Origin of the sequence: Pseudomonas proteolytica (genome assembly GCF_007858275.1) — a bacterium.
GTDB lineage: Bacteria > Pseudomonadota > Gammaproteobacteria > Pseudomonadales > Pseudomonadaceae > Aquipseudomonas > Aquipseudomonas proteolytica.
The window spans coordinates 38,206-64,832 of sequence record NZ_VFEV01000038.1 but is presented as its reverse complement, the minus strand read 5'-3'; the positions used below and the strand labels follow the sequence as shown (position 1 = coordinate 64,832).

Below are 26,627 nucleotides of genomic sequence, written 5' to 3'. Positions count from 1 at the left end.
ATGCACTTGCTCAGGACCCAGCCCGGCGGTTTCGTCTCCGACGACAACATCGCCGACCTTGGACAGACTCCCGCCGAGTTGGTGATCCTGTGCAGCGGTGATTCCAGCCTGGCGCTGCTGGCCGAAGCGGCCCAGCAACTGCCCGATGACTATCCGAGCCTGCGCCTGGCCAACCCGATGCAGGTGCAGAACCACGCGTCGGTGGACCTGTACGTGGATGAGGTGCTGCGCCACGCCAAGGTCATCCTGATATCCCTGCATGGTGGCATTGGCTATTGGCGCTACGGTATTCAGCGCCTGGTGGAGTTGGCCGAGCAGGGCGTGCAGCTGATCCTGGTGCCGGGGGATGATCGTCCCGATCCCGAACTCAGCGGCCTGAGCACCGTGGATCCGCCGGCGCGTGACCGCCTGTGGCACTTTTTGCGCCAGGGTGGGCTGGGGAATGCGCTGGATTTCTATCGCTGCCTGGCCAGCAGCTACCTGGGGCGCAATTACACCTGGGACGAGCCGCAAACCCTGCCGCGCACCGCAATTTATCATCCACACAAAGCCAATGCCTGCCTCAATGACTGGCAGGCAGACTGGAACGCTGCATGGCCGGTGGCGGCGGTGCTGTTCTACCGCTCGCACTTGCAGGCGGCCAATACCGCTTTTATCGATGTGTTCTGCCAGCGCTTGCAGGCTGCGGGCCTCAACCCGTTGCCAATGGCGGTGGCTAGCTTGAAAGAGCCGGGCTGCCTGGCGGTGGTCGAGGATCTGCTTGATGAGGTGCAGGCGGCGGTGATTCTCAACACCACCGGCTTTGCCCAATCCAGCCCCGAAGCACCCCATCTGCGACCGTTTCGCCGCAATATCCCGGTGATACAAGCCATCTGCGCCCAGGACAACCAGCCCGGTTGGGAAGCCAGCGAGCAAGGCCTTGGTCCACGCGACCTGGCCATGCACGTCGCCTTGCCGGAGCTGGACGGGCGCATCATCAGCCGCCCGATCAGCTTCAAGGATCTGGCCTGGCGCAGCGAGCGCAGTCAGTCGGACGTAGTGTGCTATCGCGCGGCGCCCGAGCGCATGGATTTTGTGGCCGAACTGGCGCGGCGCTGGGTCGAACTGGCGCGGGTGCCGAATGCAGATAAACGCATCGCCCTGATTCTGGCCAATTACCCGACCCGCGACGGGCGCATCGGCAACGGCGTTGGCCTGGATACCCCGGCCGCCGCCTTGAACATCCTGCGGGCCCTGCAAACCGAAGGTTATCCGCTGCCATCCACCTTGCCGGACAGCGGCACGGCCTTGATCCATGAGCTGCTCGGCGGCGTGACCAACGACCTCGACAGCCTCGACCTGCGGCCCTGCCATCAAAGCCTGGGCCTGGACGATTACCAGGCGATGTTCAATCGCTTGCCCCAGGCCAACCGCCAGGCTGTGCTGGAGCGTTGGGGTACGCCCCATAACGATCCGATGTGTCGCGACGGGCGCATGATGATCGCCGGCCTGCGCCTGGGCCTGACCTTTGTCGGCATCCAGCCGGCGCGGGGTTACCAGGTGGATGCCAGTGCGGTGTACCACGACCCGGACCTGGTGCCGCCCCATGCTTACCTGGCGTTCTATTTCTGGCTGCGCCACACCTACGGCGCCCATGGCGTGATCCACGTCGGCAAGCATGGCAACCTGGAATGGCTGCCGGGCAAAGGCGTAGGGCTGTCCGAGCACTGCTGGCCGGATGCGCTGCTGGGGCCTTTGCCCAATATCTACCCGTTTATCGTCAACGACCCGGGCGAGGGGGCCCAGGCCAAGCGGCGCACCCAGGCCGTGATCATCGACCATTTGATGCCGCCGCTGACCCGCGCCGAGACCTATGGCCCGCTGCGCAACCTGGAGCTGTTGGCAGACGAGTATTACGAAGCGCAATTGCTCGACCCACGACGCGCCCTGGAGCTGCAAAAGGACATCCTCAAGCTGGTGCGCGAAACCCGTATCGACCAAGAGCTTGAGCTGGATAACGATGCCGACGCTGCGGTCTGGTTGCCGCGCCTGGATACCTACCTGTGCGATTTGAAGGAATCGCAGATCCGCGACGGCCTGCATATCTTTGGTGAATCACCCGAAGGTCGGCTGCGTATCGACACCTTGTTGGCCCTGCTGCGCATCCCGCGTGGCGACGGGCGCGGCCCGCAATCGAGCCTGCTGCGCGTGTTGGCCAAGGCCTTCGAACTGGGCTTTGACCCACTGGACTGTGCCTTGGCAGAGCCCTGGACCGGGCGCCGCCCCGAGGTGTTGCAGAAAATCGACGGCCAGTTGTGGCGCACCGCCGGTGACACCCGCGAGCGCCTGGAGTTGTACGCGGCGCGGCTGATCGAACAGGCGCTGGAAGGGCCGCTCGAACAGCTTGAGGAGCCGGGTTGGGAAGACGTGAAATCGGTGATCGAAAGCCTGCGCATCGTCGTCGCGCCGCGCCTGGATGCCTGCGGCCCGGCGGAAATGCGCGGCTTGCTGGATGCCCTGGGCGGTCGTTTCGTACCGGCCGGCCCCAGCGGTGCGCCGAGCCGGGGGCGCCTTGATGTACTGCCGACCGGGCGGAACTTTTTCACCGTCGATGTGCGTAACCTGCCGACCACCACTGCCTGGCGGATCGGTTTCCAGTCCGCAAACCTGATGCTTGAGCGGCACCTGCAGGACCACGGCGACCATTTGCGCCAACTCGGGCTTTCTGTGTGGGGCACCGCAACCATGCGTACGGGTGGTGACGATATCGCCCAGGCCATGGCGCTGATGGGCGTGCGTCCGGTGTGGGCCACGGGCAGCCAGCGGGTCGATGACTTTGAAATCCTGCCTATCAGCTTGCTCGACCGCCCGCGAGTGGACGTGACCCTGCGGGTGTCCGGTTTCTTCCGGGATGCGTTTGCCAACCTGATCCGGCTGTTCGATGCCGCCGTGCAGGCGGTTGCGGCGCTGGATGAGCCGGACGATATGAACCCGCTGGCAGCCAAAGTGCGCAGCGAGCGTGAGGCGCTGCTCAAGTCTGGGCTGGATGAGGAGGCCGCGGCCAGGCAGGCCGGCTGGCGCATTTTCGGCGCCAAGCCCGGCGCGTATGGTGCGGGTGTGCAGGGCGCAATTGACGGCCGCCTATGGCAAAGCCGCGAAGACCTGGCTGAGGTCTACCTCAATTGGGGTGGCTACGCCTATGGCGGTGCCGATGAAGGCACTGGCGCTCGTGAACAGTTCGCCCAGCGCCTGAGCCAGGTTCAGGCAGTGCTGCAGAACCAGGATAACCGCGAGCACGACCTGCTCGACTCCAATGACTACTATCAATTCCAGGGTGGCATGCTCGCCGCCGTAGAAACCCTCAGTGGGGCCAAGGCCGCGAGTTACCATGGCGACCATAGCCAGCCGGACCTGCCGAAAATCCGCACGCTGAAGGAAGAGCTGAACCGGGTGATCCGTTCCCGCGCGGCCAATCCCAAGTGGATCGAGGGCGTCAAGCGCCACGGCTATAAAGGTGCGTTCGAGATGGCGGCAACGGTGGACAACCTGTTCGCCTTCGACGCGACCACCGCGCTGATCGACGATCATCAGTATGCATTGCTGGCCGATGCCTACCTGCTCGACCCCGATACCCGGGCGTTTGTGCAACAGCACAACCCCGATGCCCTGCGTGACATGACCGAACGCATGCTCGAAGCCCAGCAGCGCGGCATGTGGCAGGAGCCTGGGGCGTACCGCGAGGCATTGGAAAACCTGTTGCTGGACATAGAAGAAGACACCTGATGCTGATCGTGCTTGCCGTGAAGCTCAGTGCCGAAAGAGCGCACGCCTCACTGTAGGAGCGAGCTTGCTCGCGAAAAACCCAAGGGCAACGCGCTCATCAAGGCTCGCGTCAACGTTGACTATTTTCGCGAGCAAGCTCGCTCCTACAGGGGCGCTACAGAATTCATCGAGATATCAGTATGACTGACACCCCACATTTTCCATTGTCGGCTGTAGTCGGCGCCGACGACCTGAAGCTTGCGCTGTGCCTGGCCGCCATCGATCCGAAGATTGGCGGTGTGTTGATCGAAGGGCCGCGCGGCATGGCCAAGTCCACCCTGGCCCGCGGCTTGGCCGATCTGTTGGCCAGCGGGCAGTTTGTCACCTTGCCCTTGGGCGCCACTGAAGAGCGCCTGGTGGGTACCCTGGACCTCGATGCTGCGTTGGCCGAAGGCCGTGCGCAGTTCTCTCCTGGCGTGCTGGCCAAGGCTGACGGCGGCGTGTTGTATGTGGATGAAGTCAACCTGCTGCCCGATCACCTGGTGGACCTGCTGCTCGACGTCGCTGCCAGCGGCACCAACCTGATCGAGCGCGACGGCATTTCCCACCGGCACTCGGCGCGTTTTGTGCTGATCGGTACGATGAACCCGGAAGAGGGCGAGTTGCGCCCGCAACTGCTGGATCGTTTTGGTTTCAATGTGGCGCTGAGCGGGCAGACCCTGCCGGCCGAGCGTGGGCAGATCATCCGCCGGCGCCTGGATTTCGACAGCGACCCTGCGGCCTTCTGTGCGCAGTGGGCCGATCAGCAAGGGGCGCTGCGCGAACGCTGTACCCAGGCTCGTGCGCGCCTGGCCAGCATCGCCCTGGATAACCAGGCCCTGGCGCAGATTAGCGAGCGCTGTTTTGCCGCCGGGGTCGATGGCCTGCGTGCCGATCTGGTGTGGTTGCGCGGGGCGCGGGCCCATGCCGCGTGGCGTGGTGCCGTGGCCATCGCTGAAGAAGATATAGAGGCTGTGGCCGAATTTGCCCTGCGTCACCGTCGCCAGGAAAGCTCTTCGCCTGCGAGCACGCCCGAGCAGGGCCAGGCGCCCCAGCCTTCAGATAACGCGCCCGGCCAAGGTCAGTGGGGCGATATGCCCGCGCCTGCGTTGCCCATGGGTGCTCGCCGAGAGGTGCCGGCCTGGCCAAAAAAGCCCTAGGCATCCGCCCCCGACCTGACACGGGGGTGGATGCCCGCCCCAAGGCCGGGCGATTGAGCAGCGGGCGGCAGGGTAAGGCGCGCAGCGCGCAGCAGGGCCTGGTCAACTGGCCGGGCACCTTGCTGGGGGGGCGGCCGCAATCCCGTGAAGACCTGCGCTACCACCTGCGCAGCCGCTCGGCCCATGAGTTGTGGCTGGTGATTGTCGATGCCTCGGCGTCCACGCGGCGCCATCAGGCGTTGAGCGATGCCAAGGGCTTGCTGGCGCAGGTGTTTGACGATGCCTATCGGCAACGGGCGCGGTTGGCATTGCTGACGGCCAGCGGGCAGGTGCCGAGCTGGCAGGTCCAAGGATTGAAGGCCGCTAAGGGCTTGGGCCGATGGTTGGACGGGCTGGGCGCGGGCGGCGGGACGCCGTTGCTGGCGGCATTGACCGAGGCCGGGCATTGGCTGGTAGCACGGCGCAAGCGGTATCCGGCTGAACAGCAGCGATTACTGGTGATTACCGATGGCCGGTTGAAAGATATCGGCCAGTTGCCCGGGTTGGAGTGCCCCGGGCTGTTGGTGGATATTGAACGCGGCCCGATCAGGTTGGGTCGGGCCCGTGAGCTGGCCGCCGGGTTGCAGGTGGATTATCGGCATATTGATGGTTTGTAGCGCTGCGGCTAGCGCTCTCGCGGCGGTGCGGCGTTCCGACAAGCTGACGACCTCCCCTGTGGCGAGCGGGCTTGCCCGCGCTGGGCTGCGAAGCAGCCCCAGTAAGCAGAGTGCGGTGTATCTGATACTCCGTAGCGGCTGGTTTTGGGGCTGCTTCGCAGCCCAGCGCGGGCGATGCGGCGTTCCGACAAGCCCGCTCGCCACAGGGGAGGTCGTCAGTGTCTGAAAATTGTGTAGATACCGATGCTGCCATGAGGCCCTCAAATCCACCATCGGAATATCAGCCCGCCCCCGGCACATTCGGCCAGAGATCCGCCACCAGAAACAGCCGCTCCGCTTCCTCCCAATCCCCGCCATTCTGAATCATCCGCACCAACAACTGCGCTGGCGCCATCGGGTCAAGGTCGGCGAGCCAGCATTGCATCTGTTCTGCCGTCCACACGTCCTCTGTCGGGTAATGCGCCGGCGCGAGCCAGGCGTGGCGGGGCAGGGGTTGCCAGCGCCCCGACGGGCTGTTGCGGATAAAGTCCGGCCAGTCGCGCTGATGCAACCAGCGCCCGCGCAAGTGCTGGGGATGGGCGCCAAGGGGTGGCTCAGCCTCGCCGGGCCAGGGGTACAGCAAGTAGCCTCCCAGCCACAGATGGGCATCGAACTGTTGGATATCCAGCGCCGCCAGCACCTCCCGGCTTTCGGCTCTGGCCGAGATCGGCAACTGATGGTCGGCAAGGTGGGCCAGCTTGCGATCCAGTCGGTCATGGCAGCCTGGGCCCAGCCACTGTGCCGTGTCCTGGCCGCTGCCGTTTTGAGGCCCGAGGTAGAGTTTGATCGCCAGTTCCAGGTGATGCACGCCGTCACGGTCGCGCAGCAGCATATCCAACTCACCCAAGGTATGCCCGGCCTGGCGGATCGGCAGGTTGGCCGCCAGCAACTCTACGCCGGGGGCGTGCTGCACGGCAAATTGCCACAGGCGCTCGTAATACAGGCCCAGGCGCCGGGTGCGGGCCAGGCTCAGCCAATGCTGCAGGGCGCTGCTGTCCTGGTCCAGGTGCCTGAGCCAGTGCTCCAGAGCCGCAGGCCGCTGCACCCACTCGCTGCCGGCCAGGGGGTGGCGTTGCGGCCAGGGGGTCTGTTCCAGCATCGGCGGGGCGAGGATCACCCACGCCAGGTCCCGCACCTCGGGATGGCGCAATTGACGGGGCAAGTCCTGCAAGTCTGGGAACGGATTCATGGTCCGAGCATAGCTGTTTCCTACTGCCGGCGTGATCGTGTCGGGTGTTGAGAACCGTTGTCGTCTGGGCCCTGCGGCGACAAAGGATTTTGTCTAATGCGGCCTTTCGCCCATAATCGTTGTTTTTCGCCACACCCAAACCCTGCAGGAGCCCCATGGAGCAATTTCGCAATATCGGCATTATCGGTCGCCTGGGCAGTACCCAGGTTCTGGACACCGTCCGCCGGCTGAAAAAGTTTCTGCTTGAGCGCCACCTGCATGTGATCCTCGAAGACACCATCGCCGAGATTCTGCCGGGCCACGGCCTGCAGACCTCGTCGCGCAAAATGCTGGGTGAAGTCTGCGACATGGTGATCGTGGTCGGCGGTGACGGCAGCCTGCTGGGCGCCGCTCGCGCCCTGGCGCGGCACAACGTGCCGGTGCTGGGGATCAACCGCGGCAGCCTGGGGTTCCTTACCGATATCCGCCCCGATGACCTGGAAGTCGAAGTGGCCAAGGTGCTGGACGGTCATTACCTGGTAGAAAACCGCTTCCTGCTGCAAGCCGAAGTGCGTCGCCACGGCGAAGCCATCGGCCAGGGCGATGCCCTCAATGACGTGGTGCTGCACCCTGGCAAATCGACGCGGATGATCGAGTTCGAGTTGTACATCGACGGCCAGTTCGTCTGCAGTCAGAAAGCCGACGGCCTGATCGTCGCCACGCCCACCGGTTCCACGGCCTATGCGCTGTCGGCGGGCGGGCCGATCATGCATCCCAAGCTCGATGCCATTGTGATCGTGCCGATGTACCCCCATATGTTGTCGAGCCGGCCGATTGTGGTCGATGGCAACAGTGAGCTGAAAATCGTGGTTTCCAAAGACATGCAGATCTACCCGCAAGTCTCCTGTGACGGGCAGAACCACTTCACCTGCGCCCCCGGTGACACCATCACCGTGAGCAAAAAGGCGCAGAAGCTGCGATTGATCCACCCGCTGGATCACAACTACTACGAAGTGTGCCGCACCAAGCTGGGCTGGGGCAGCCGCTTGGGGGGTGGAGGCGACTGATGCTCGATCCCGCGCGTAGCTACGACCTGATTGGTGACGTGCACGGTTGCGCTCATACCCTTGAGCACCTGCTCGACCAGATGGGTTACCACAAGCAGGGCGGCACCTGGCGCCATCCTTCACGCATGGCGGTGTTCCTCGGCGATATCATCGACCGTGGGCCACGGATCCGCGAGGCATTGCATATCGTCCATGACATGACCGAAGCCGGCCAGGCGCTGTGCATCATGGGCAACCATGAGTTCAACGCCCTGGGCTGGAGCACCCTGGCGCCTCCCGGCAGTGGCAAGCAGTACGTGCGCGAACATTCGCCACGCCACGCGCGGCTGATCCACGAGACCCTGACCCAGTTTGAACAGCATCCTGGCGACTGGCATGACTTCCTGGCCTGGTTCTACGACATGCCGTTGTTTGTCGACGCCGGGCGCTTTCGCGTGGTGCACGCCTGCTGGGATTCGGGGCTGATCGAGCCGCTGCGCCGGCAATTCCCCGACGGCTGCATTGACGAGCACTTCCTGCAGGCGGCGGCGGTGCCTGGCAGTTTTGCCTGCAACGCGTTCGACCGCCTGCTGCGCGGCACCGATATGCGCCTGCCGGACGGCCTGACGCTGACCGGTGGCGACGGCCTGACCCGTTCGTTCTTCCGCACCAAGTTCTGGGAGGACGACCCGAAGACCTACGGCGATATTGTTTTCCAGCCTGACGCCTTGCCTGACCCGGTGGCGCGTACACCGTTGTCCTCGACTGAGAAAAACTCCCTGCTGCGTTATGGCGTCGATGAGCCGCTGTTGTTCGTGGGGCATTACTGGCGCAGCGGCAAACCGGCGCCGATCCGCTCGAACCTGGCCTGCCTGGACTACAGCGCGGTGCTCTACGGCAAGCTGGTGGCCTATCGACTGGATCAAGAAACCCGCCTCGACCCGAACAAATTTGTCTGGGTCGATGTCGAGCGCCCTGAGGTGATTTCATGAGTACCGTTGCGGTATTGCGCTTGCCCCTGAGCGTGGACCTGGGTGGCTTCGTCAAACTGCTGCAGCGCATGCAAGTGCCCCATCGCGTCAGCGAAGAGGCCGGCGAGCAGGTGCTCTGGGTGCCGGACGCGATCAGCGAGGACGTACGCAGCCTGTATCAACGCTTTCCTGCTGGCGACCCGGACCAGCAATTGGACCTTCCCCCGGAGCAGGTGGGCAAGCGTCCCGGTTTCCTCCTGCAATTGCGCCACAGCCCACTGACCGCCACGGTGCTGCTGCTGAGCCTGATCGTCGGCGCTGTCACGATGCTGGGTGACAATCTGCAAGTAATGAGCTGGTTGACGTTCCTCAATTTCCACGTGGCCGGCGAATACCTGTACTTCACCCCCTTGGCCGACAGCCTGGCGGCGGGGCAGTGGTGGCGGTTGGTAACGCCGATGCTGATCCATTTCGGCATCCTCCACCTGGCGATGAATGGCATGTGGTACTGGGAGCTGGGGCGGCGGATCGAGTCGCGCCAGGGCAGTATCAACCTGCTGGGCCTGACGTTGCTGTTCAGCCTGGCCTCCAACTACGCGCAATACACCTTTGGCGGCCCCGGCCTGTTTGGCGGTTTGTCCGGCGTGCTGTACGGCCTGTTGGGCCATTGCTGGATCTATCAGTTGCTCGCGCCCAACCCGGCGTATCGCCTGCCCCGTGGCGTGCTGGTGATGATGCTGGTGTGGCTGGTGCTGTGTTTGTCGGGCCTGGTGTCGATGATCGGTTTCGGCGAAATCGCCAATGCGGCCCATGTCGGCGGCCTGGTGGTGGGTTGCATCACCGGTTTGCTCGGCGGGTTGTACAGCCGCCATAAACGTAACGCTTGAATCTCTGCCCATTCTTTAAGGAAGAGTCTTATGTCCTCTTTTGCTGAAATGATCGAAAACATCACTCCGGATATCTACCAGAGCCTCAAGCTCGCGGTGGAAATCGGCAAATGGTCCGACGGCCGCAAGCTCACCGCCGAACAGCGTGAACTGTCCCTGCAGGCGATGATCGCCTGGGAGCTGCAAAACCTGCCGGAAGACCAGCGCACCGGCTATATGGGCCCGCAGGAATGCCAGTCCAAATCGACCCCGGTGGAAAACATCCTGTTCAAGTCGGATGCCATCCATTGATTGAGATTGGCCGTGGTGCAGTCAGCAAGATGTCGGCGCAACTGGGTTCGCCGACCGTTCAATACGCTTTTCGCCTAGGTGACACCGAGGTGCCGGTCAACCCGTTGATTGGCACTCATATACGCCTGGAATACCTCGGTGCGATCCACTGCACCCATTGCGGACGCAAGACCAAGACCAGTTTCAGCCAGGGCTATTGCTACCCGTGCATGACCAAGCTGGCCCAGTGCGACCTGTGCATCATGAGCCCTGAGCGCTGCCATTTCGATGCCGGCACTTGCCGCGATCCGGCCTGGGGCGAAAAATTCTGCATGACCGACCATGTGGTGTATCTGGCGAATTCGTCGGGGATCAAGGTCGGCATCACCCGCGCCACCCAGTTGCCCACGCGCTGGCTGGACCAGGGGGCAAGCCAGGCGCTGCCGATCATGCGCGTGGCTACACGCCAGCAATCAGGTTTTGTCGAGGATGTACTGCGCAGCCAGGTCGCCGACAAAACCAACTGGCGCGCCTTGCTCAAGGGCGACGCGAGCACGGTGGACCTCAAGCAGGTGCGCGACGAGCTGTTCGTCTCCTGCGCTGACGGCCTGCTGCAATTGCAGGAACGCTTTGGCCTGCAGGCCATCCAACCGGTGACTGATATCGAGCCCCTCGAAATCCGCTACCCGGTGGAGCAATATCCGACCAAGATCGTCAGCTTCAACCTGGACAAGAACCCGATTGCCGAAGGCACGCTGCTGGGGGTCAAGGGCCAATACCTGATCTTCGATACCGGCGTTATCAATATTCGTAAATACACGGCTTACCAGCTCGCCGTGCATCAGTAGAAGGATTTCACGCATGCGCACCGAACAACCGAAGATGATCTACCTGAAGGACTATCAGGCGCCCGAGTACCTGATCGACGAGACCCACCTGACCTTCGAGTTGTTCGAGGACCATAGCCTGGTCCACGCGCAGCTGGTGATGCGCCGCAATCCCGAGCGCGGTGCCGGCCTGCCGCCACTGGTGTTGGACGGCCAGCAACTGGAGCTGTTGAGCGTGAACCTGGGCGACCGGGAACTGAGCGCTGCCGACTACCAGTTGAGCGACAGCCACCTGACATTGCAGCCGCTCAGCGACAGCTTCACTGTCGACACCAGCGTGCGGATCCACCCTGAAACCAACACCGCCCTGGAAGGCCTGTACAAGTCCAGCGGCATGTTCTGCACCCAATGCGAGGCCGAAGGTTTTCGCAAGATCACCTACTACCTGGATCGCCCGGACGTGATGAGCACGTTCACCACCACCGTGATCGCCGAGCAGCACAGCTATCCGGTGCTGCTGTCCAACGGCAATCCGATTGCCAGCGGCCCCGGCGAAGACGGCCGGCACTGGGCAACCTGGGAAGACCCGTTCAAGAAACCGGCCTACCTGTTTGCCCTGGTGGCCGGTGACCTGTGGTGCGTCGAAGACACCTTCACCACCATGAGCCAGCGCACCGTCGCGCTGCGCATCTATGTCGAGCCAGAAAACATCGACAAGTGCCAGCACGCCATGAACAGCCTGAAGAAGTCCATGCGCTGGGATGAAGAGGTCTACGGTCGCGAATACGACCTGGATATTTTCATGATCGTGGCCGTGAACGACTTCAATATGGGCGCCATGGAAAACAAGGGCCTGAATATCTTCAACTCCAGTGCGGTGCTGGCCCGCGCCGAGACGGCGACCGACGCCGCGCATCAGCGGGTCGAAGCAATCGTCGCCCACGAGTATTTCCACAACTGGTCGGGCAACCGCGTGACCTGCCGCGACTGGTTCCAGCTGTCGCTTAAGGAAGGCTTCACGGTATTCCGCGACTCGGGCTTCTCTGCCGACATGAATTCGGCCACCGTCAAGCGGATCCAGGATGTGGCCTACCTGCGCACTCACCAATTCGCTGAAGATGCAGGGCCAATGGCCCACGCCGTGCGCCCGGACAGCTTTATCGAGATTTCCAACTTCTACACCCTGACCGTGTACGAAAAGGGTTCGGAAGTGGTCGGCATGATCCACACCTTGCTCGGCGCCGAAGGGTTCCGCAAAGGCAGCGACCTGTACTTTGAGCGCCACGACGGCCAGGCCGTGACCTGCGACGACTTTATCAAGGCCATGGAAGACGCCAACGGCACCGACCTGACCCAGTTCAAGCGCTGGTACAGCCAGGCTGGTACGCCACGCTTGGCGGTGAGCGAGTCCTACGACGCCGCAGCCAAAACCTACAGTCTGACCGTGCGCCAGAGCTGCCCGCAAACCCCGGACAACGTGGAAAAGCTGCCATTCGTGATTCCCGTGGCCCTGGGCCTGCTGGACGCCGATGGGGCTGATTTGCCGCTGCGCCTGGCCGGTGAAGCCGCCGCGCAGGGCACCTCGCGGGTGTTGTCGGTGACTGAGGCCGAGCAGACGTTCACCTTTGTCGATATCGCCGCACAGCCATTGCCGTCGCTGCTGCGTGGTTTCTCCGCGCCGGTGAAGTTGAGCTTCCCCTACAGCCGTGACCAGTTGATGTTCCTGATGCAACACGACAGCGACGGTTTCAATCGCTGGGAGGCGGGCCAGCAACTGGCAGTGCAGGTATTGCAGGACCTGATCGGCCAACACCAACAGGGCCAGGCCCTGGTGCTGGATCAGCGGCTGGTCAATGCACTGCGCAGCGTACTGAGCGACGACAGCCTGGACCAGGCCATGGTCGCGGAAATGTTGTCGTTGCCCGGTGAAGCCTACCTCACCGAAATCAGCGAAGTGGCAGACGTCGACGCGATCCACGCCGCCCGCGAATTTGCGCGCAAGCAGTTGGCCGACCAACTGTTCGAAGGCCTGTGGCTGCGCTACCAGGCCAACCGCGATCTTTCGCGCAACACGCCGTACGTGGCGTCGGCCGAGCACTTTGCCCGCCGCGCCCTGCAGAACATCGCGCTGTCGTACCTGATGCTCAGCGGCAAGCCCCAAGTGCTGGCCGCGACCCTGGAACAGTTCGACGCATGCGACAACATGACCGAACGCCTGACTGCATTGGCGGTACTGGTCAACTCGCCGTTCGAGGCCGAGAAGGCCAAGGCCCTGCAAGTGTTTGCCGAGAACTTCAAGGACAACCCACTGGTCATGGACCAATGGTTCAGTGTCCAGGCCGCCAGCGTATTGCCGGACGGGCTTGCGCGGGTCAAGGCGTTGATGCAGCACCCGGCGTTCAATATCAAGAACCCGAACAAGGTACGCGCGCTGGTTGGCGCCTTCGCCGGGCAAAACCTGATCAACTTCCACGCGGCCGATGGTTCGGGCTATCGCTTCCTGGCGGACCTGGTCATCGAGCTGAATGCCTTCAACCCGCAGATCGCCTCGCGGCAGTTGGCGCCGCTGACCCGCTGGCGTAAATACGACAGCGCCCGCCAAGCGCTGATGAAGGCTGAACTGGAGCGCATCCGCGGTTCGGGCGAGCTGTCCAGCGATGTGTTCGAGGTGGTCAGCAAAAGCCTTGCATAGGGTTTTCTGTAGTGAAGGTGCTTGTCTGTAGTAAAGATGCTTGTCTGTGGCGAGGGGGCTTGTCCCCCGTTGGGCTGCAAAGCAGCCCCAAAACCTGCTGCTTCGGTGTGTCAGATAGAGCTCAGGAGCCTACTGGGGCTGCTTTGCAGCCCAACGGGGGACAAGCCCCCTCGCCACAGATGAGCCATTCTGGCTATGGATCGGTATGATTTTTGATTCACCCTTGGCCGCGTACCAGCAGGCCCTGCATGAGGGTTTTGTCGCCGACGATGCCCAGCGTCATGCCGTGCAAATCTTGCAGGATTGCCATGAGGCCTTGCATCAGGGCACCCATGGTCCCGTGGCCGGGGTTTATCTCTGGGGCCCGGTGGGCCGCGGCAAAACCTGGCTGATGGATCAGTTCTACCAGAGCCTGCGGGTGCCTGCGCGGCGCCAGCACTTTCATCACTTCATGGGCTGGGTCCACCAGCGCTCGTTCCAGTTGACCGGCACGCCCGACCCTTTGCAGGCCCTGGCCCGTGAATTGGCCGGGGAAGTGCGGGTGCTGTGTTTTGACGAACTGTTCGTCAATGACATCGGCGATGCGATCATCCTCGGGCGTTTGTTCCAGGTGATGTTCGACGAAGGGGTGGTGATGGTCTGCACCTCCAATCAACCGCCAGAGCAGCTCTACGCCGACGGTTTCAACCGGGACCGCTTCATGCCGGCCATCGAGGCTATCAAGGCCCATATGCAGGTGGTGGCGGTAGCGGGCAGTGAAGATCACCGCCTGCATCCCGGCACCGCTGAGCAGCGTTACTGGGTCGATGAGCCACAGGCACTGGCACAGGTATTTGAGCGGTTGAGCGCGGGACAAGCCTGCAGTGATGCGCCGGTGGTCGTGGGCTCGCGCAGCATTGCCACGGTGCAATCCTGTGCAACGGTGCTGTGGTGCCGTTATGCCGACTTGTGCGAGCAACCGTTGGCGGCCATGGATTTCATGCAACTGTGCGATCGTTACAGCGCCATATTGCTCGGTGAGGTTCCCAGCTTGAGTGCTCAGCAGCGTCCCGGACGGATTGCCCGCGGCACCGAGGACGGCGCCCAGCGTGTGGAGGCGGGGGATCGTGAGTTGCCGCAATTGTCTGTGCACGATGACGGCGTGCGACGCTTTATTGCCCTGGTCGATGAGTGCTACGACCGCAAGGTGCCGTTATACATCGAAGCCAAAGTGCCCCTGGTGTCGCTTTACACAGAGGGTTACCTGGAATTTGCGTTCCGACGAACGTTCAGTCGCCTACAGGAAATGCAGTTGCAACGCTTCGGCCGATAATGGCCTTAAGCCACTTCTGCCTGATTGGAGTCGTGACAGCGCTTTCCTGCACAAACCTGTAGTTAATCTCCTTCATCTATGGCCGACAGCCCGCTTACAATCGAGGTTTTGCGGGGAGGTGATCCCTGCCTAACTGTTATCGAGGAAGGAAATGGAAGCCGCAGAAATACTGGTGTTGCAAGCCAGCTACAGCAATCCTGTACAGGCCGAGGCCATTGGCCTGCTGCTCAATCACTACGCGCAAGACCCGATGGGCGGAGGCAAAGCCCTGTCCGCCGATCTGCTGGAGCAACTGCCGGCTGAATTGGCCAAGCGTGCCCACGCATTCAGCGTTCTGGCCTTTGTGGGTGGCGAGCCGGCCGGGCTGGTGAACTGCTTTGAGGGGTTTTCGACCTTCGCCTGTCGCCCGCTGGTCAACGTGCATGACGTGGTCGTCATGGAGCAGTTCCGTGGCCTGGGCCTGAGCCAGAAAATGTTGCAAAAGGTCGAGGAAATTGCCCGTCAGCGCGGCTGCTGCAAGATCACCCTCGAAGTGCTGGAAGGCAATCCGGTGGCTCAGGCGTCGTACCGCAAGTTTGGGTTTGATGACTCGGTGTTCGACCCCGCCCATGGCCGCATGCTGTTCTGGAGCAAGGTGCTTTAAGGCCGCGTCGGTGGTAAGGGGCTTATCCCGTCGGGTGCGAATGCCCCTCACCACAGACAGCCTTGATGAACGTCTCCATCAGAGCGGAAGTGGCGCGTCAGCTCTTGGGTTGTTCACTATCCCGAGCCTGCTCGGCAGAGCCGCCTTCAGCGCCCTTGGCATCGGTCGCGGCAGTCTGCTCAGCATCGCTGTGGATTTGTTTCTGGGTGAAGCTGAAGTTGTCGAAGTGCTCCTTCACGCGTTCCGCACCACCTTCGGCGAAGGCTCCGGCCGAGGTCAAGCCCAGCACGCCGGCGAGCATCAAGGTTGAAAGTTTCATTGCATGTATTCCCATTAAGAGTGATCGGTATCTGCACCGTCCCTGATCAGATTTATGGGAATAGTCTGTAGGAAGCTTATTAAATGAGAATTAACGTCAAGAACGTCCAAAGTTAATCACCCGGTTAACTTTGGACGGGGCGGGGGCGTTTACTTCAGCACCACATTCCTGGGGTCGGCGCTGACCTTGGGCTTGATCAGGCTGAAGTCGATCAAGGCCTTCTGCGAACGCTGGTAGGGATCGCCAATCAGCAAGGGGCGTGGCGTGAAGCTATCGCTGACCAAGCTGCGGCTGCGGTCCAGTTCGTCGAAGCTCAAGCCGGCAAGGTCGGCCCAGGTATGAATCAACTGCGAGCTGCTGTAGGGCCGTTGTACATCGCCCCGCATGTTCCAGTCGTGGGTGGCACGCCACTTCGGCGAGGCCCAGGTCATGAAGGGAATGGTGTACATCGGCGCCGTCGGCTTGCCCTCGTTGCGGCCCAGGGTGTCGTGGCCCGCCGAGTCGAACACATCCTCGCCGTGGTCGGACAGGTACAACAGGAAACCATTGGGGTCGGTCTTGGCGTAGTCCTTGATCAGGCTCGACACCACGAAGTCGTTGTAGCGCACCGCGTTGTCGTAGCTGTTGTAGGTCGGCAACTGGTCGTCGCGCACGCCATCCGGGACGCCCTGGCGGTCGGTAAAGGTGTCGAAGCTCGGCGGGTAGCGGTACTGATAGCTCATGTGGGTACCCAGCAGGTGCACCACGATCAGCTTGCGCTCGGCCTTGTCGGCGAGGGCCTTGGAGAACGGTTCCAGCACGTCGCCATCGTATTGGCGGGCGTTCTGGTTGCGGTTGTTATTGAGGTATACCTGTTCGTCGGCCTGTTCCGAGAACGTGGTGAGCATGGTGTTGCGCTTGGTCATGGTCTGCTGGTTGGTGATCCAGAAGGTCTTGTAGCCGGCCTGTTTCATCATGCTGACGATCGATGGGGTCTTGAGGTACAGGTCCGGGTGGTCTTCGTCGGCAAAGGTCAACACCTGTTGCAGCGCCTCGATGGTGTAGGGGCGCGGGGTGATGACGTTGTCGAACACGTCCAGTTGGTCACGCAGCTTGTCCAGTTCCGGGGTGGTCTTGCGTGGGTAGCCGTAGAGGCTCATGCGCTGGCGGTTGGTGGACTCGCCGATCACCAGCACCAGGGTCGATGGCTGGCCGGCCATGCTGTCTTTGAAGTTGCTCAGGGGCGGGATCTTGCTGACGTTGTCGAGCATGCCCTGCATGTTGTTCAACTGCTGGGTATAGCGACGATAGGCGACGATCATCTGCCACGGCACCGCAGGTTCGACACGGGTTTCGAAACCATCGATGGCTCGTTCCAGGGTGTCGTTGGTGGCGATCTGCTTGATCAACGGATAACCGACAATCGCCAGCACAATGGCGGTGGCCGCGACCATCGCCCGTGCCTTGGGCAGATAGATCGGGCGCACGCGGGTCCAGAGGAAGATGGCCAAGGCCGTGTGGGCAATAAAGGCCAGCACGATCCACCAGGCAAAATATTGGGTTGCGTACTCGCCCGCTTCAGAGATGTTCGACTCGAACATGATGAAGATGACGCTCTGGGAAAATTCCTGCTGGTAAATAAAGAAATAGCCCAGGCTGGCCATGGAGCAGGCCCACAACACCACGCCGATCAGCGCCGCCAGCAGCCTGGCGCGACGCGGGAACAGCAGCATCGGCGCCAACCACAGTGCACTCATGAAGAACGCCTGGCGAAAACCACTGAAGCCGGAAGTACCGGTCAATTGGATCAGCAGTTGGGTAATGCCCGAGAAATACCAGAAAAACAGGAACATCCAGCCAAGGCCGGCCCAATCAAACCCTGTCGCAGACTTTGTGCTGCGTTTGAACATCGCCATGCAGCGCTCCAACCCGATAATTGCCACCGCCCATGGGTGAGGCGGCGTTCTGGTGGAGGATTATCGGGAAGGGCGGGTGAAAACTTCGTGAGTTTGATCCGAGACGGCGACCCCTGTAGGAACCGGCTTGCCGGCAAGTCGGCGCCTACAAAAGGTCAGCAAGTGATGGCTTGATTCGTGAGCTGGGCCTGCAATTGCGCACGCAGGCGGATCACTTCCTGCTGCAACTGTTCACGTTCGTCTTTCAACTGGCGCAACTCGTCGCGGCGGACGGTGACGTAAAGGGTTTGTGGCGGGCGTGTGATCTGTGCAGTGCGCATTGCTTACCTCGCAAATAGCCGGTGTATCGCGGTGCCAGGGGGCTTGAGTCGAGGCCCTCGGCAGGAGTCAGGGGCGATTCTGATTTCTTTTTTGGCTCAAGGGAACTTTTTTATTTTTTGGGGTCGCTGTGACTTTTCAGCCAGTGATGGTGAAACGATGGCCTGTTTTTGTGATGAAACTAGTGCGATTGGCGCCGGACTAATTCGTCATTGCGCTATAAACTGTGTCACACATTTTTTATTTGTAGTTGGGAGCATCAATACATGCAACTGGGGATTATCGGACTAGGCCGCATGGGCGGGAATATTGCGCGCCGCTTGATGCTCAATGGGCATACCACCGTGGTCTACGACCGCAATGAAGCATTCGTCAAAGGCTTGAGTGAAGAGGGCGCCACTGGCGTTGCCGATCTCGCCGCCCTGGTCGCCGGCCTGCAAAAACCGCGGGCTGTCTGGGTCATGCTGCCGGCGGGCGAACCCACCGAAACCACGATCAACGACCTGAGCCAACTGATGGAACCCGGCGATGTGATCATCGACGGCGGCAACACTTTCTATAAGGATGACGTGCGTCGCGGCAAGGCTCTGGCGGAAAAAGGCCTGCACTACATCGACGTCGGCACTTCCGGTGGCGTCTGGGGCCTGGAGCGTGGCTACTGCATGATGATTGGCGGCGACGCCGAGACCGTCAAGCACCTGGACCCGATCTTCGCCACCCTGGCGCCAGGCCTGGGCGATATCCCGCGGACCAAGGACCGTACCGCCACCGATGACCGTGCCGAACGTGGTTACATCCATGCTGGCCCTGCCGGTTCCGGGCACTTTGTGAAGATGATCCACAACGGCATCGAGTACGGGATGATGCAGGCGTTTGCCGAAGGGTTTGACATCCTCAAGACCAAGAACTCGGAAAACCTGCCGCCAGAACAGCGCTTCGACCTGAACGTGGCCGACATCGCCGAAGTCTGGCGTCGCGGCAGCGTCGTATCTTCCTGGCTGCTGGACCTGACCGCCGATGCCCTGGCGACCGACCCCAAGCTCGACGGTTACTCCGGTTCCGTGGCCGACAGCGGCGAAGGGCGCTGGACCATCGAAGCGGCCATGGAGCAATCGGTGCCGGTGCCGGTGCTGTCCAACTCGCTGTTCGCCCGGTTCCGCTCGCGCCAGCAAAGCACTTACGGTGACAAGCTGCTGTCGGCTATGCGCTTCGGCTTCGGCGGCCATGTGGAGACTTCCAAAAAATGACGGCCAACGGCAAGAAACCCAAGGCCGAACCCGCTCCACCCACAACCTTGTTCCTGTTTGGCGCCCATGGCGACCTGGTCAAGCGCCTGCTCATGCCGGCGCTGTACAACCTCAGTCGCGATGGTCTGCTGGGTGAGGGCCTGCGGATTGTCGGGGTGGATCACAACGCTATCAGCGATGTCGACTTCGCCAAGAAACTCGAAGACTTCATCCGCACCGAAGCCGCGAGCAAGGTCAAGGGCAATGCCGAACATGCACTGGACCCACAGTTGTGGGCCCAGTTGGCCAAGGGCATCAGCTACGTGCAGGGCGATTTCCTCGATGATGGCACCTATGCCGACATCGCCAGCAAAATCGCTGACAGCGGCACTGGCAACGCGGTGTTCTACCTGGCCACCGCGCCGCGCTTCTTCAGTGAAGTGGTGCAGCGCCTGGGCCGGGCCAACCTGCTGGAGGAGAGCCCCGAGGCTTTCCGCCGCGTGGTGATCGAAAAGCCGTTCGGCTCCGACCTGGCCACCGCCGAGGCGTTGAACGCCTGCCTGCTCAAGGTCATGAGCGAAAAGCAGATCTACCGCATCGACCATTACCTGGGCAAGGAAACGGTACAGAACATCCTGATCAGTCGTTTCTCCAACGTGCTGTTCGAAGCGTTCTGGAACAACCACTACATTGACCACGTGCAGATCACCGCCGCGGAAACCGTCGGGGTCGAAACCCGGGGCAGTTTCTTCGAAAACACGGGCACCCTGCGCGATATGGTGCCCAACCACCTGTTCCAGCTGCTGGCGATGATTGCCATGGAACCGCCGGCGGCGTTTGGCGCCGACGCGGTACGTGGGGAGAAGGCCAAGGTGATTGGCGCTGTGCGCCCCTGGTCGCTGGAAGATGCGCGGGCCAACTCGGTGCGCGGCCAATACACCGCCGGCGAGATCGGTGGCAAGGCGCTGCCGGGCTATCGGCAGGAGGCCAATGTGGCCCCGGACAGCAGCACCGAGACCTTCGTGGCGCTGAAGGTGATGATCGATAACTGGCGTTGGGTCGGCGTGCCGTTCTACCTGCGCACCGGCAAGCGCATGAGCGTGCGCGACACCGAGATTGTCATCTGCTTCAAGCCGGCGCCGTATGCGCAGTTCCGCGACACCGAAGTCGACGAACTCAAGCCGACGTACCTGAAGATCCAGATCCAGCCCAATGAAGGCATGTGGTTCGACCTGCTGGCGAAAAAGCCCGGGCCGACCCTGGACATGGCCAACATCCAACTGGGCTTTGCCTACAGGGACTTCTTCGAGATGCAGCCGTCCACCGGCTACGAAACCCTGATCTATGACTGCCTGACCGGTGATCAGACGCTGTTCCAGCGCGCGGACAACATCGAAAACGGCTGGCGTGCGGTACAGCCGTTTCTCGATGCGTGGAAAGAAGACGACGGGATCCAGGCCTACAAGGCTGGCGAAGATGGCCCGGCGGCGGCAGATGCGTTGCTGGCCCGTGATGGCCGCGCTTGGCATAGCCTCGGATGAGTGCAGACGCGATTCAACCCATCCGTTTTTTGCTGAGTGATATGGACGGCACTTTGTTGTTGCCCGATCACAGCCTGAGCCAACGCACCATCGAAGCCGTAAGGGCGCTGCGCGAGGCCGGGGTGTTTTTCAGCCTCGCCACCGGGCGGCCGCCCAGGGCCATGTTGCAGCAGATCGAAGCGCTGGGCGTCGACGTGCCCACCGCGGGGTTCAATGGTGGCACCCTGGTCAACCCGGATGGCAGCATCCTGGTTGCCCACCATTTGCCGGCTGAGGCGGCGCTGATCACCCTGGCGCTGCTGTGCGAGCAGCCAGAGGTGGAAGTCTGGGTGTTTGCCGAAGGCGACTGGCTGCTGCGCGACCCTACCGGCCCGATGGTGCCTCGGGAGCAGCAGGGCCTGGGATATGCGCCAGTGGTGGTGGAGAGTTTCGAGCCGGTCCTGGGGCGGATCGACAAGATCGTCGCCGCCAGCGCCAACGCCCAGTTGTTGATTGACCTGGAGGCGCAGTTGCAGCCCAAGGTCGCAGGCCTGGCCCAGGTATCGCGTTCGCAACCGGTGTACCTCGATATCACGGCCATGCAGGCCAACAAGGGGGATGCCCTGAAGACCCTGGCCGCTCATCTTGGCGTGGCGCTGGAGCAGACAGCGGCCATCGGCGACGGCGGCAATGACCCGGCGATGTTTCAGGTGGCCGGGTTATCGATTGCCATGGGCCAGGCCGAAGAGGCCGTCAAGCGCCAGGCCGATGTCGTCACCGGCAGCAATCTCGAGGACGGCGCAGCCCAGGCTATTGAACGGTTTATCCTTCACAGCCAATAGCTGACCGCGTACCAGCCCAGCACGCCCATCACCACGGTGTACGGTAGCGCCATCCACACCATCCGCCCGTAGGACAGGCGGATCAGCGGCGCAATCGCAGAGGTCAGCAAAAACAGGAAAGCTGCCTGGCCGTTGGGGGTCGCTACGCTGGGCAGGTTGGTGCCGGTATTGATCGCAATGGCCAGGGTCTCGAAATGCTCGCGGCTCATATGGCCGGACACAAACGCCTGCTTGACCTCGGTGATGTAGATCGTCGCCACAAACACGTTATCGCTGATGGCGGATAACAGGCCGTTGGCAATGAACAGCATGCCCGGCTGTTGTTCGGCGGGCAGTGCCAGCACCCATTGGATCAATGGGGTGAACAGCTGTTGATCATGAATCACTGCGACCACGGCGAAAAACACCACCAGCAACGCGGTAAAGGGCAGGGCGTCCTTGAAGGCATTGCCGATGCGGTGTTCTTCGGTAATCCCGGTAAAGGCAGTGATCAGTACGATCACCAGCAAACCGACCAGGCCCACTTCGGCGATATGAAACGCCAGGCCGGCGATCAGGATCAGCGCTGCCAGGCCTTGGACAATCAGCGCCGCACGTTGGCGCGGGGTGCGTTCGGCGTTGTCTTCACGGGCGTAGTTGGCCAGCACTTGGCGCACGTTGTCCGGCAGCAGGGTGCCGTAGCCAAACCAGCGCAGCTTTTCCAGCAGCACGCAGGTCATCAGGCCGGCGACCAGCACCGGCAGCGATACCGGGGCAATTCGTTGGAAGAACTCAGTGAAATTCCAGCCCATCTCATGGCCGATCAACAGGTTCTGGGGTTCCCCCACTAGTGTACAGACGCCACCCAGGGCGGTGCCGACGGCGCCGTGCATCAACAGGCTGCGCAGGAAAGCGCGAAATTGCTCAAGGTCGGCGTGGTGCAAGGTGGGCAGGTGGCGGTCGTCGCTGTACTCGCTGTCCTGGCGTGGATCATTGCCTGAGGCTACGCGGTGATACACCGAATAGAAGCCCACGGCCGCACTGATAATGACCGCAGTGACCGTCAAGGCATCAAGAAAGGCTGAAAGAAAGGCCGACAAAAAGCAGAACATCAGCCCCAGCAGCGCTTTTGAGCGCACGCCCAGCAGCAGGCGCGAAAACAGGAACAGCAGCAAATCCTTCATAAAGTAAATGCCGGCCACCATAAACATCAGCAGCAGGATCACCGGGAAGTTATGCAGCAGTTCGTCGTATAGCGCCTGGGGTGTGGTCATGCGCAGCAACAGTGCCTCGACCATCAACAGCCCGCCGGGCATCAACGGATAACAGTGCAGCGCCATGGCCAGGGTGAAAATGAACTCGGCCACCAGCAGCCAGCCAGCCGCAACCGGGCCAAAAGCCCAGAGCACCAGTGGGTTGATGATGAGGAAAGCGAGGATGCTGGCCTTGTACCAACGGGGCGAGTGCCCCAGGAAGTTATGGGCGAAGGCCTGGGCCATTGAACCGGACATGGGGTGCTCCTGGGGGCGAGAAGCGCGCAAAGTGCCCGATGCTCGCAGGAAGATCAAGCGGTCATGGCATGGCAGCCATATAAAGAAGGGAGATACTTAAATGTCAGGCACGCAAAACCCGTGGCGGGAGTCGAACTCACGCGCCACGGGTTTAATAGTCTTAACAAGTTGCAGCCAATATAAGAAGCGACGGCATGTCGCAGTGGCTGCCTTAACTTACTTGGGCATTGCCCAGGACTGTAGTTGATAACCTTCGCCATTGAGTTCGGCGCGGGCTTGTAGCAGCAGGGTTTCCAATTGTTTTGGATCGGAATAAGTGCTGCACGGAATCTGTTTGCGCCCGATGCGCTTCTCGGTGCGGTCGATCACGGTCAGGCTCAGTTCGCCAGTGCCGTCTTGTGGGGCCCAGGCCACGCAGTGAAAGGGTTGGAAAGCACGGCCTGCGATCAAAAGAGCTTCGTTGATACGGAGCGGGGCGTTCATGGGGTCTTCTCTCTAAGTGCCCAATCAGAAGATGTGCCGTCGGTTGGGCTTACCGTTCGGCTAGTACCTGTACTGATGCACGATGACGGGGTACGGGTCACATGTTAGAACAAGAAAATTCAACTTTTCGTGATTAACGTCATGTAAGGCGCGATTTTGAAAGGTGAATGAAAGATTGAAGTAGCGCTCGCCGCGGGCCTGATCGCTAAACGCTGTATCGGTGATGGTTTTATCGCGAAACGATACAAGGCTAGCGTCAAGATCTTGCTAGGGTTATGAGCAGCCTGCCCAAACTATTGTTTCTAAATAACTTTAATGTTTTTGACGCCAAGGAATAGTCATGGTTGTTACACCAGCCCTGCGTCGCTTGCTCGTGGTCGATCCCTGTGACGACTGCCACCAGTTATTGCCTGGTTTGCGGGCGGCTGGCTGGGATGTAGACAGTTGCGCCCTGGATGCATTGGGGGATCGTACCTGTGATGTGGGGTTGTTGCGGCTCAAGCCCATGCACTTGGAGCAACCCGAGGCGGTCAAGGAGCTGATCAGCCGCAGCGGTACCGAATGGATCGCCGTGCTCAGCCCAGAAATGCTGCGCCTGCAGAACGTCGGCGACTTTGTCTGCGAATGGTTTTTTGACTTCCACACCTTGCCTTTCGATGTGTCACGGGTCCAAGTGACCCTGGGCCGTGCCTTTGGCATGGCACGCCTGCGGGGTAAAGGCGCCGCTCATGTGAATGAACTGGAACATGAATTGTTGGGCGACAGCCGGCCAATCCGGGAGCTGCGCAAACTATTGGCCAAGCTGGCCCCCACCGAATCGCCGATTCTGATCCGTGGCGACAGCGGCACCGGCAAGGAACTGGTGGCCAAGACCTTGCACCGCCAATCCCAGCGCCACGCCAAGCCGTTTGTGGCGATCAATTGTGGCGCGATCCCAGAGCACTTGATCCAATCCGAACTGTTTGGCCATGAAAAGGGCGCATTCACCGGCGCCCATCAACGCAAGATCGGGCGTATCGAAGCAGCCAACGGCGGCACCTTGTTCCTCGATGAAATCGGCGACCTGCCCATGGAGTTGCAGGCCAACCTGTTGCGCTTTCTCCAGGAAAAACACATTGAGCGCGTAGGGGGGAGCCAACCGATCCCGGTAGATGTGCGGGTGCTGGCCGCGACTCACGTCGACCTTGAAGCCGCCATCGAGAGGGGGACTTTTCGCGAGGACTTGTACTACCGGCTCAATGTCCTGCAAGTGGTCACGGCGCCTTTACGTGAGCGGCATGGCGATGTCGGCATGCTGGCCAACCATTTCTCCAGGTTCTACAGCCAGGAAACCGGGCGCCGCCCACGCAGCTTCAGCGAAGACGCCCTGATCGCCATGGGCAAGCATGGTTGGCCGGGCAATGTGCGTGAGTTGGCCAACCGAGTGCGGCGTGGCCTGGTACTGGCCGAAGGGCGGCAAATCGAAGCGGCCGACCTGGGTTTGCAAAGCCAGCAGGCAATTGTGTTGCCCATGGCCACACTGGAAGATTACAAGCACCGCGCTGAACGCCAGGCGCTGTGTGATGTGTTGAACCGGCACAGTGACAACCTGAGTGTCGCCGCCCGTGTGCTGGGGGTTTCCCGGCCGACGTTCTACCGGTTGCTGCACAAACACCAGATCCGCTAGGGCGGGTAAAAAAGCCCCGTCGCGACCCTTATCGCGACGGGGCTTTTCCTTTTCTACTTTGTAGGAGCGGCGGTTTTAGAAGTAGTACGGGAATTTCAGGCTGAAGGTAAAGTCCGGTGCGTCATCGGTCATACCAATGGCCAGGTTGGGCACGATGGTCAGGTTCTCACTGGCGGCGATGGTCATGCCGACGTTGAAATAGCCTGCGTTGGCATCACTTGAAACAATCGACTGCCAGTCCCCCCCATCAGGCTTGAGCTTGCTCTTGCGCTGGATCAGGTCGGACACCGAGAACGACATACTCATGCGCTCGTTCAAGGCAAATGCCACACCCACGCCGAACTGGAAGCTGTCGCCCAGGCGGACCTTACCCCCGACCTTCTGGTTGACGTCGCTGCTGATGTCATCAAATGAGTCTTCGAGGTTGTGGGTGTAGGACACCGAACCAAACAGCACAGCCGGATCGAAGGTCTTGACCAAGGAAATCCCTGGGGTGATCGACCACACACCGTTGCCGGTGGGCAGGTTCTCCGGCACGTACAGGTTGTCGTTGGCGGTAGAACGCACCAACTTGATCCCGAACGGCTCCTTGCCGGTTGGCGCCTTGACCCGCACCGATACCACGGCATCGGGCATGGTTGGCGACTCGTCGAGGAACTTGTAGGCGATCCCGAAGTTGACGTCGCCGATGGTCGGGTCCCGGCTCACGGACTCTTCGGAAGTGGCCTGCGGGTCGCCGCCGCTGGCGCCGCCCGATTGATAGGTGGACTCGCGGTACACCACCGGGACGTTCACATCAAACTGCCAACGGTTGTCGAGGTTGTAGCGGCCGGTCAAGTCCAGGGTCCAGTTATCGGCCTTGATCCGGTCGAGGTTGATATTGCCGAGAAAGATCGAATCCAGTGCGAGGAAACCATTGAGGGTCAACTGGCGGGCGTCGTAACGCGCGTAAGTAATGCCGGTTTCAAAACTGAACTTGCCGTTGCCGAAGAAGCCGCTGGCTTCGTTATACAAGTTACTGACACTTTGCGCCGGCGCCGAATCATCCTTGAGTGATTGCCCGTAGGAGCTGCCACCCGTGGCCCCCCCCGTACCGCCGCTGGCGGCCACGGTGCTGCCGCTTTGCTTGAAGTCTGCCGGCGACTTGGCCAGGCGCTTGGGTGCCGGTACAGCCGGCTGGTCTTCCACCTGGCGTACCCGTTGTTCGAGGACTGCCAGGGCTTTTTGTTGGACTTCGTAGCGCTGCTTGAGCTCCAGCAGTTCTTGTTTGAGGGTTTCGATATCCGCGTCTGGCGCTGCGTACAACATACTCGCGGGCAAGAGCGTACTTAAACAGACAACGGCACGTAGTGATAACGATCGGTGCATGAAATAAGCCGTCCTTTTCTAATGCGTAAGTGTCGAGGGTCAGCGTAGT

At 61.4% G+C, this 26,627-nt stretch carries 22 protein-coding genes; 15 read left to right on the top strand and 7 right to left on the bottom strand.

What is annotated here, in order from left to right; all coding sequences use genetic code 11:
• From cobN to FIV38_RS23375, 3 genes are all read left to right on the top strand, one after another.
• Positions 1 to 3,762, top strand: a complete 3,762-nt coding sequence (gene cobN / locus FIV38_RS23385; protein WP_092236946.1) for a cobaltochelatase subunit CobN — start codon at positions 1 to 3, stop codon at positions 3,760 to 3,762.
• Positions 3,763 to 3,941: 179 nt separating this feature from the next.
• Entirely contained in the window at positions 3,942 to 4,940 is a 999-nt protein-coding gene (locus FIV38_RS23380; RefSeq protein WP_092236943.1) for a magnesium chelatase ATPase subunit I, read from the top strand.
• Positions 4,941 to 4,993: 53 nt separating this feature from the next.
• On the top strand, positions 4,994 to 5,596 hold the full coding sequence (locus FIV38_RS23375; RefSeq protein WP_032866420.1) for a vWA domain-containing protein: 603 nt from the start codon (positions 4,994 to 4,996) through the stop codon (positions 5,594 to 5,596).
• 280 nt (positions 5,597 to 5,876) lie between these two features.
• Here FIV38_RS23375 and FIV38_RS23370 read toward each other — a convergent pair whose 3' ends face one another.
• The gene (locus FIV38_RS23370) at positions 5,877 to 6,824 is read right to left on the bottom strand and encodes a DUF1853 family protein (RefSeq protein WP_092236940.1); all 948 of its coding nucleotides are present in this window, start codon (positions 6,822 to 6,824) and stop codon (positions 5,877 to 5,879) included.
• 155 nt (positions 6,825 to 6,979) lie between these two features.
• Here FIV38_RS23370 and FIV38_RS23365 point away from each other — a divergent pair, with 155 nt between their 5' ends.
• From FIV38_RS23365 to FIV38_RS23330, 8 genes are all read left to right on the top strand, one after another.
• A complete protein-coding gene (locus tag FIV38_RS23365; protein ID WP_010210870.1) occupies positions 6,980 to 7,870 on the top strand; it encodes an NAD(+) kinase in 891 nt (296 codons plus the stop codon).
• A complete protein-coding gene (locus tag FIV38_RS23360; RefSeq protein WP_166647898.1) occupies positions 7,867 to 8,841 on the top strand; it encodes a metallophosphoesterase in 975 nt (324 codons plus the stop codon). The genes FIV38_RS23365 and FIV38_RS23360 overlap by 4 nt, the downstream gene beginning before the upstream one ends.
• On the top strand, positions 8,838 to 9,707 hold the full coding sequence (locus FIV38_RS23355; protein ID WP_092236934.1) for a rhomboid family intramembrane serine protease: 870 nt from the start codon (positions 8,838 to 8,840) through the stop codon (positions 9,705 to 9,707). The genes FIV38_RS23360 and FIV38_RS23355 overlap by 4 nt, the downstream gene beginning before the upstream one ends.
• Before the next feature lie 30 nt (positions 9,708 to 9,737).
• Positions 9,738 to 9,998 carry a YeaC family protein gene (locus FIV38_RS23350; RefSeq protein WP_029291449.1) on the top strand — a complete coding sequence of 87 codons (261 nt, stop codon included), beginning with the start codon at positions 9,738 to 9,740 and terminating at the stop codon, positions 9,996 to 9,998.
• On the top strand, positions 9,995 to 10,825 hold the full coding sequence (locus FIV38_RS23345; protein WP_092236931.1) for a DUF2797 domain-containing protein: 831 nt from the start codon (positions 9,995 to 9,997) through the stop codon (positions 10,823 to 10,825). The genes FIV38_RS23350 and FIV38_RS23345 overlap by 4 nt, the downstream gene beginning before the upstream one ends.
• Positions 10,826 to 10,838: 13 nt before the next feature.
• Positions 10,839 to 13,496: an aminopeptidase N gene (gene pepN / locus FIV38_RS23340; RefSeq protein ID WP_092236926.1), complete on the top strand. Its 2,658-nt coding sequence runs from the start codon at positions 10,839 to 10,841 to the stop codon at positions 13,494 to 13,496.
• Positions 13,497 to 13,701: 205 nt separating this feature from the next.
• Entirely contained in the window at positions 13,702 to 14,808 is a 1,107-nt protein-coding gene (gene zapE, locus FIV38_RS23335) for a cell division protein ZapE (protein ID WP_092236923.1), read from the top strand.
• A 151-nt stretch (positions 14,809 to 14,959) separates the two neighbouring features.
• The gene (locus FIV38_RS23330) at positions 14,960 to 15,451 is read left to right on the top strand and encodes a GNAT family N-acetyltransferase (RefSeq protein ID WP_029291458.1); all 492 of its coding nucleotides are present in this window, start codon (positions 14,960 to 14,962) and stop codon (positions 15,449 to 15,451) included.
• Positions 15,452 to 15,548: 97 nt separating this feature from the next.
• On the opposite strand, the gene FIV38_RS23325 is transcribed toward FIV38_RS23330, so the two are convergent.
• From FIV38_RS23325 to FIV38_RS30020, 3 genes are all read right to left on the bottom strand, one after another.
• Entirely contained in the window at positions 15,549 to 15,770 is a 222-nt protein-coding gene (locus FIV38_RS23325) for a hypothetical protein (RefSeq protein ID WP_029291460.1), read from the bottom strand.
• Positions 15,771 to 15,919: 149 nt separating this feature from the next.
• Positions 15,920 to 17,665 carry a phosphoethanolamine transferase CptA gene (locus tag FIV38_RS23320; RefSeq protein WP_092236920.1) on the bottom strand — a complete coding sequence of 582 codons (1,746 nt, stop codon included), beginning with the start codon at positions 17,663 to 17,665 and terminating at the stop codon, positions 15,920 to 15,922.
• Positions 17,666 to 17,820: 155 nt separating this feature from the next.
• The gene (locus FIV38_RS30020) at positions 17,821 to 17,970 is read right to left on the bottom strand and encodes a DUF6026 family protein (protein ID WP_222936214.1); all 150 of its coding nucleotides are present in this window, start codon (positions 17,968 to 17,970) and stop codon (positions 17,821 to 17,823) included.
• Positions 17,971 to 18,249: 279 nt separating this feature from the next.
• Here FIV38_RS30020 and gnd point away from each other — a divergent pair, with 279 nt between their 5' ends.
• From gnd to FIV38_RS23305, 3 genes are read left to right on the top strand one after another with little or no spacing between them, the layout of a single operon-like run.
• A complete protein-coding gene (gnd, locus tag FIV38_RS23315) occupies positions 18,250 to 19,230 on the top strand; it encodes a phosphogluconate dehydrogenase (NAD(+)-dependent, decarboxylating) (RefSeq protein ID WP_070995262.1) in 981 nt (326 codons plus the stop codon).
• Positions 19,227 to 20,750 carry a glucose-6-phosphate dehydrogenase gene (gene zwf, locus FIV38_RS23310; RefSeq protein ID WP_092236917.1) on the top strand — a complete coding sequence of 508 codons (1,524 nt, stop codon included), beginning with the start codon at positions 19,227 to 19,229 and terminating at the stop codon, positions 20,748 to 20,750. Before gnd ends, zwf begins: the two co-directional genes overlap by 4 nt.
• Positions 20,747 to 21,571: an HAD family hydrolase gene (locus FIV38_RS23305; RefSeq protein ID WP_092236914.1), complete on the top strand. Its 825-nt coding sequence runs from the start codon at positions 20,747 to 20,749 to the stop codon at positions 21,569 to 21,571. The genes zwf and FIV38_RS23305 overlap by 4 nt, the downstream gene beginning before the upstream one ends.
• Here FIV38_RS23305 and nhaB read toward each other — a convergent pair.
• Together nhaB and FIV38_RS23295 are read right to left on the bottom strand one after the other, a co-directional pair.
• On the bottom strand, positions 21,559 to 23,061 hold the full coding sequence (nhaB, locus tag FIV38_RS23300) for a sodium/proton antiporter NhaB (protein WP_092236911.1): 1,503 nt from the start codon (positions 23,059 to 23,061) through the stop codon (positions 21,559 to 21,561). The two genes, FIV38_RS23305 and nhaB, sit on opposite strands and share 13 nt — an antisense overlap.
• A gap of 216 nt (positions 23,062 to 23,277) precedes the next feature.
• Positions 23,278 to 23,544, bottom strand: coding sequence for a hypothetical protein (locus FIV38_RS23295; RefSeq protein ID WP_092236908.1), 267 nt, complete (start codon positions 23,542 to 23,544; stop codon positions 23,278 to 23,280).
• Positions 23,545 to 23,884: 340 nt separating this feature from the next.
• On the opposite strand from FIV38_RS23295, the gene FIV38_RS23290 reads away from it, so the two are divergent.
• Positions 23,885 to 25,210 carry a sigma-54 dependent transcriptional regulator gene (locus FIV38_RS23290; protein ID WP_092236905.1) on the top strand — a complete coding sequence of 442 codons (1,326 nt, stop codon included), beginning with the start codon at positions 23,885 to 23,887 and terminating at the stop codon, positions 25,208 to 25,210.
• A gap of 75 nt (positions 25,211 to 25,285) precedes the next feature.
• Here the strand turns inward: FIV38_RS23290 and FIV38_RS23285 are convergent, their stop codons facing one another.
• Positions 25,286 to 26,578 carry an autotransporter outer membrane beta-barrel domain-containing protein gene (locus FIV38_RS23285; protein ID WP_029291476.1) on the bottom strand — a complete coding sequence of 431 codons (1,293 nt, stop codon included), beginning with the start codon at positions 26,576 to 26,578 and terminating at the stop codon, positions 25,286 to 25,288.
• Between the last annotated feature and the right edge of the window lie 49 nt (positions 26,579 to 26,627).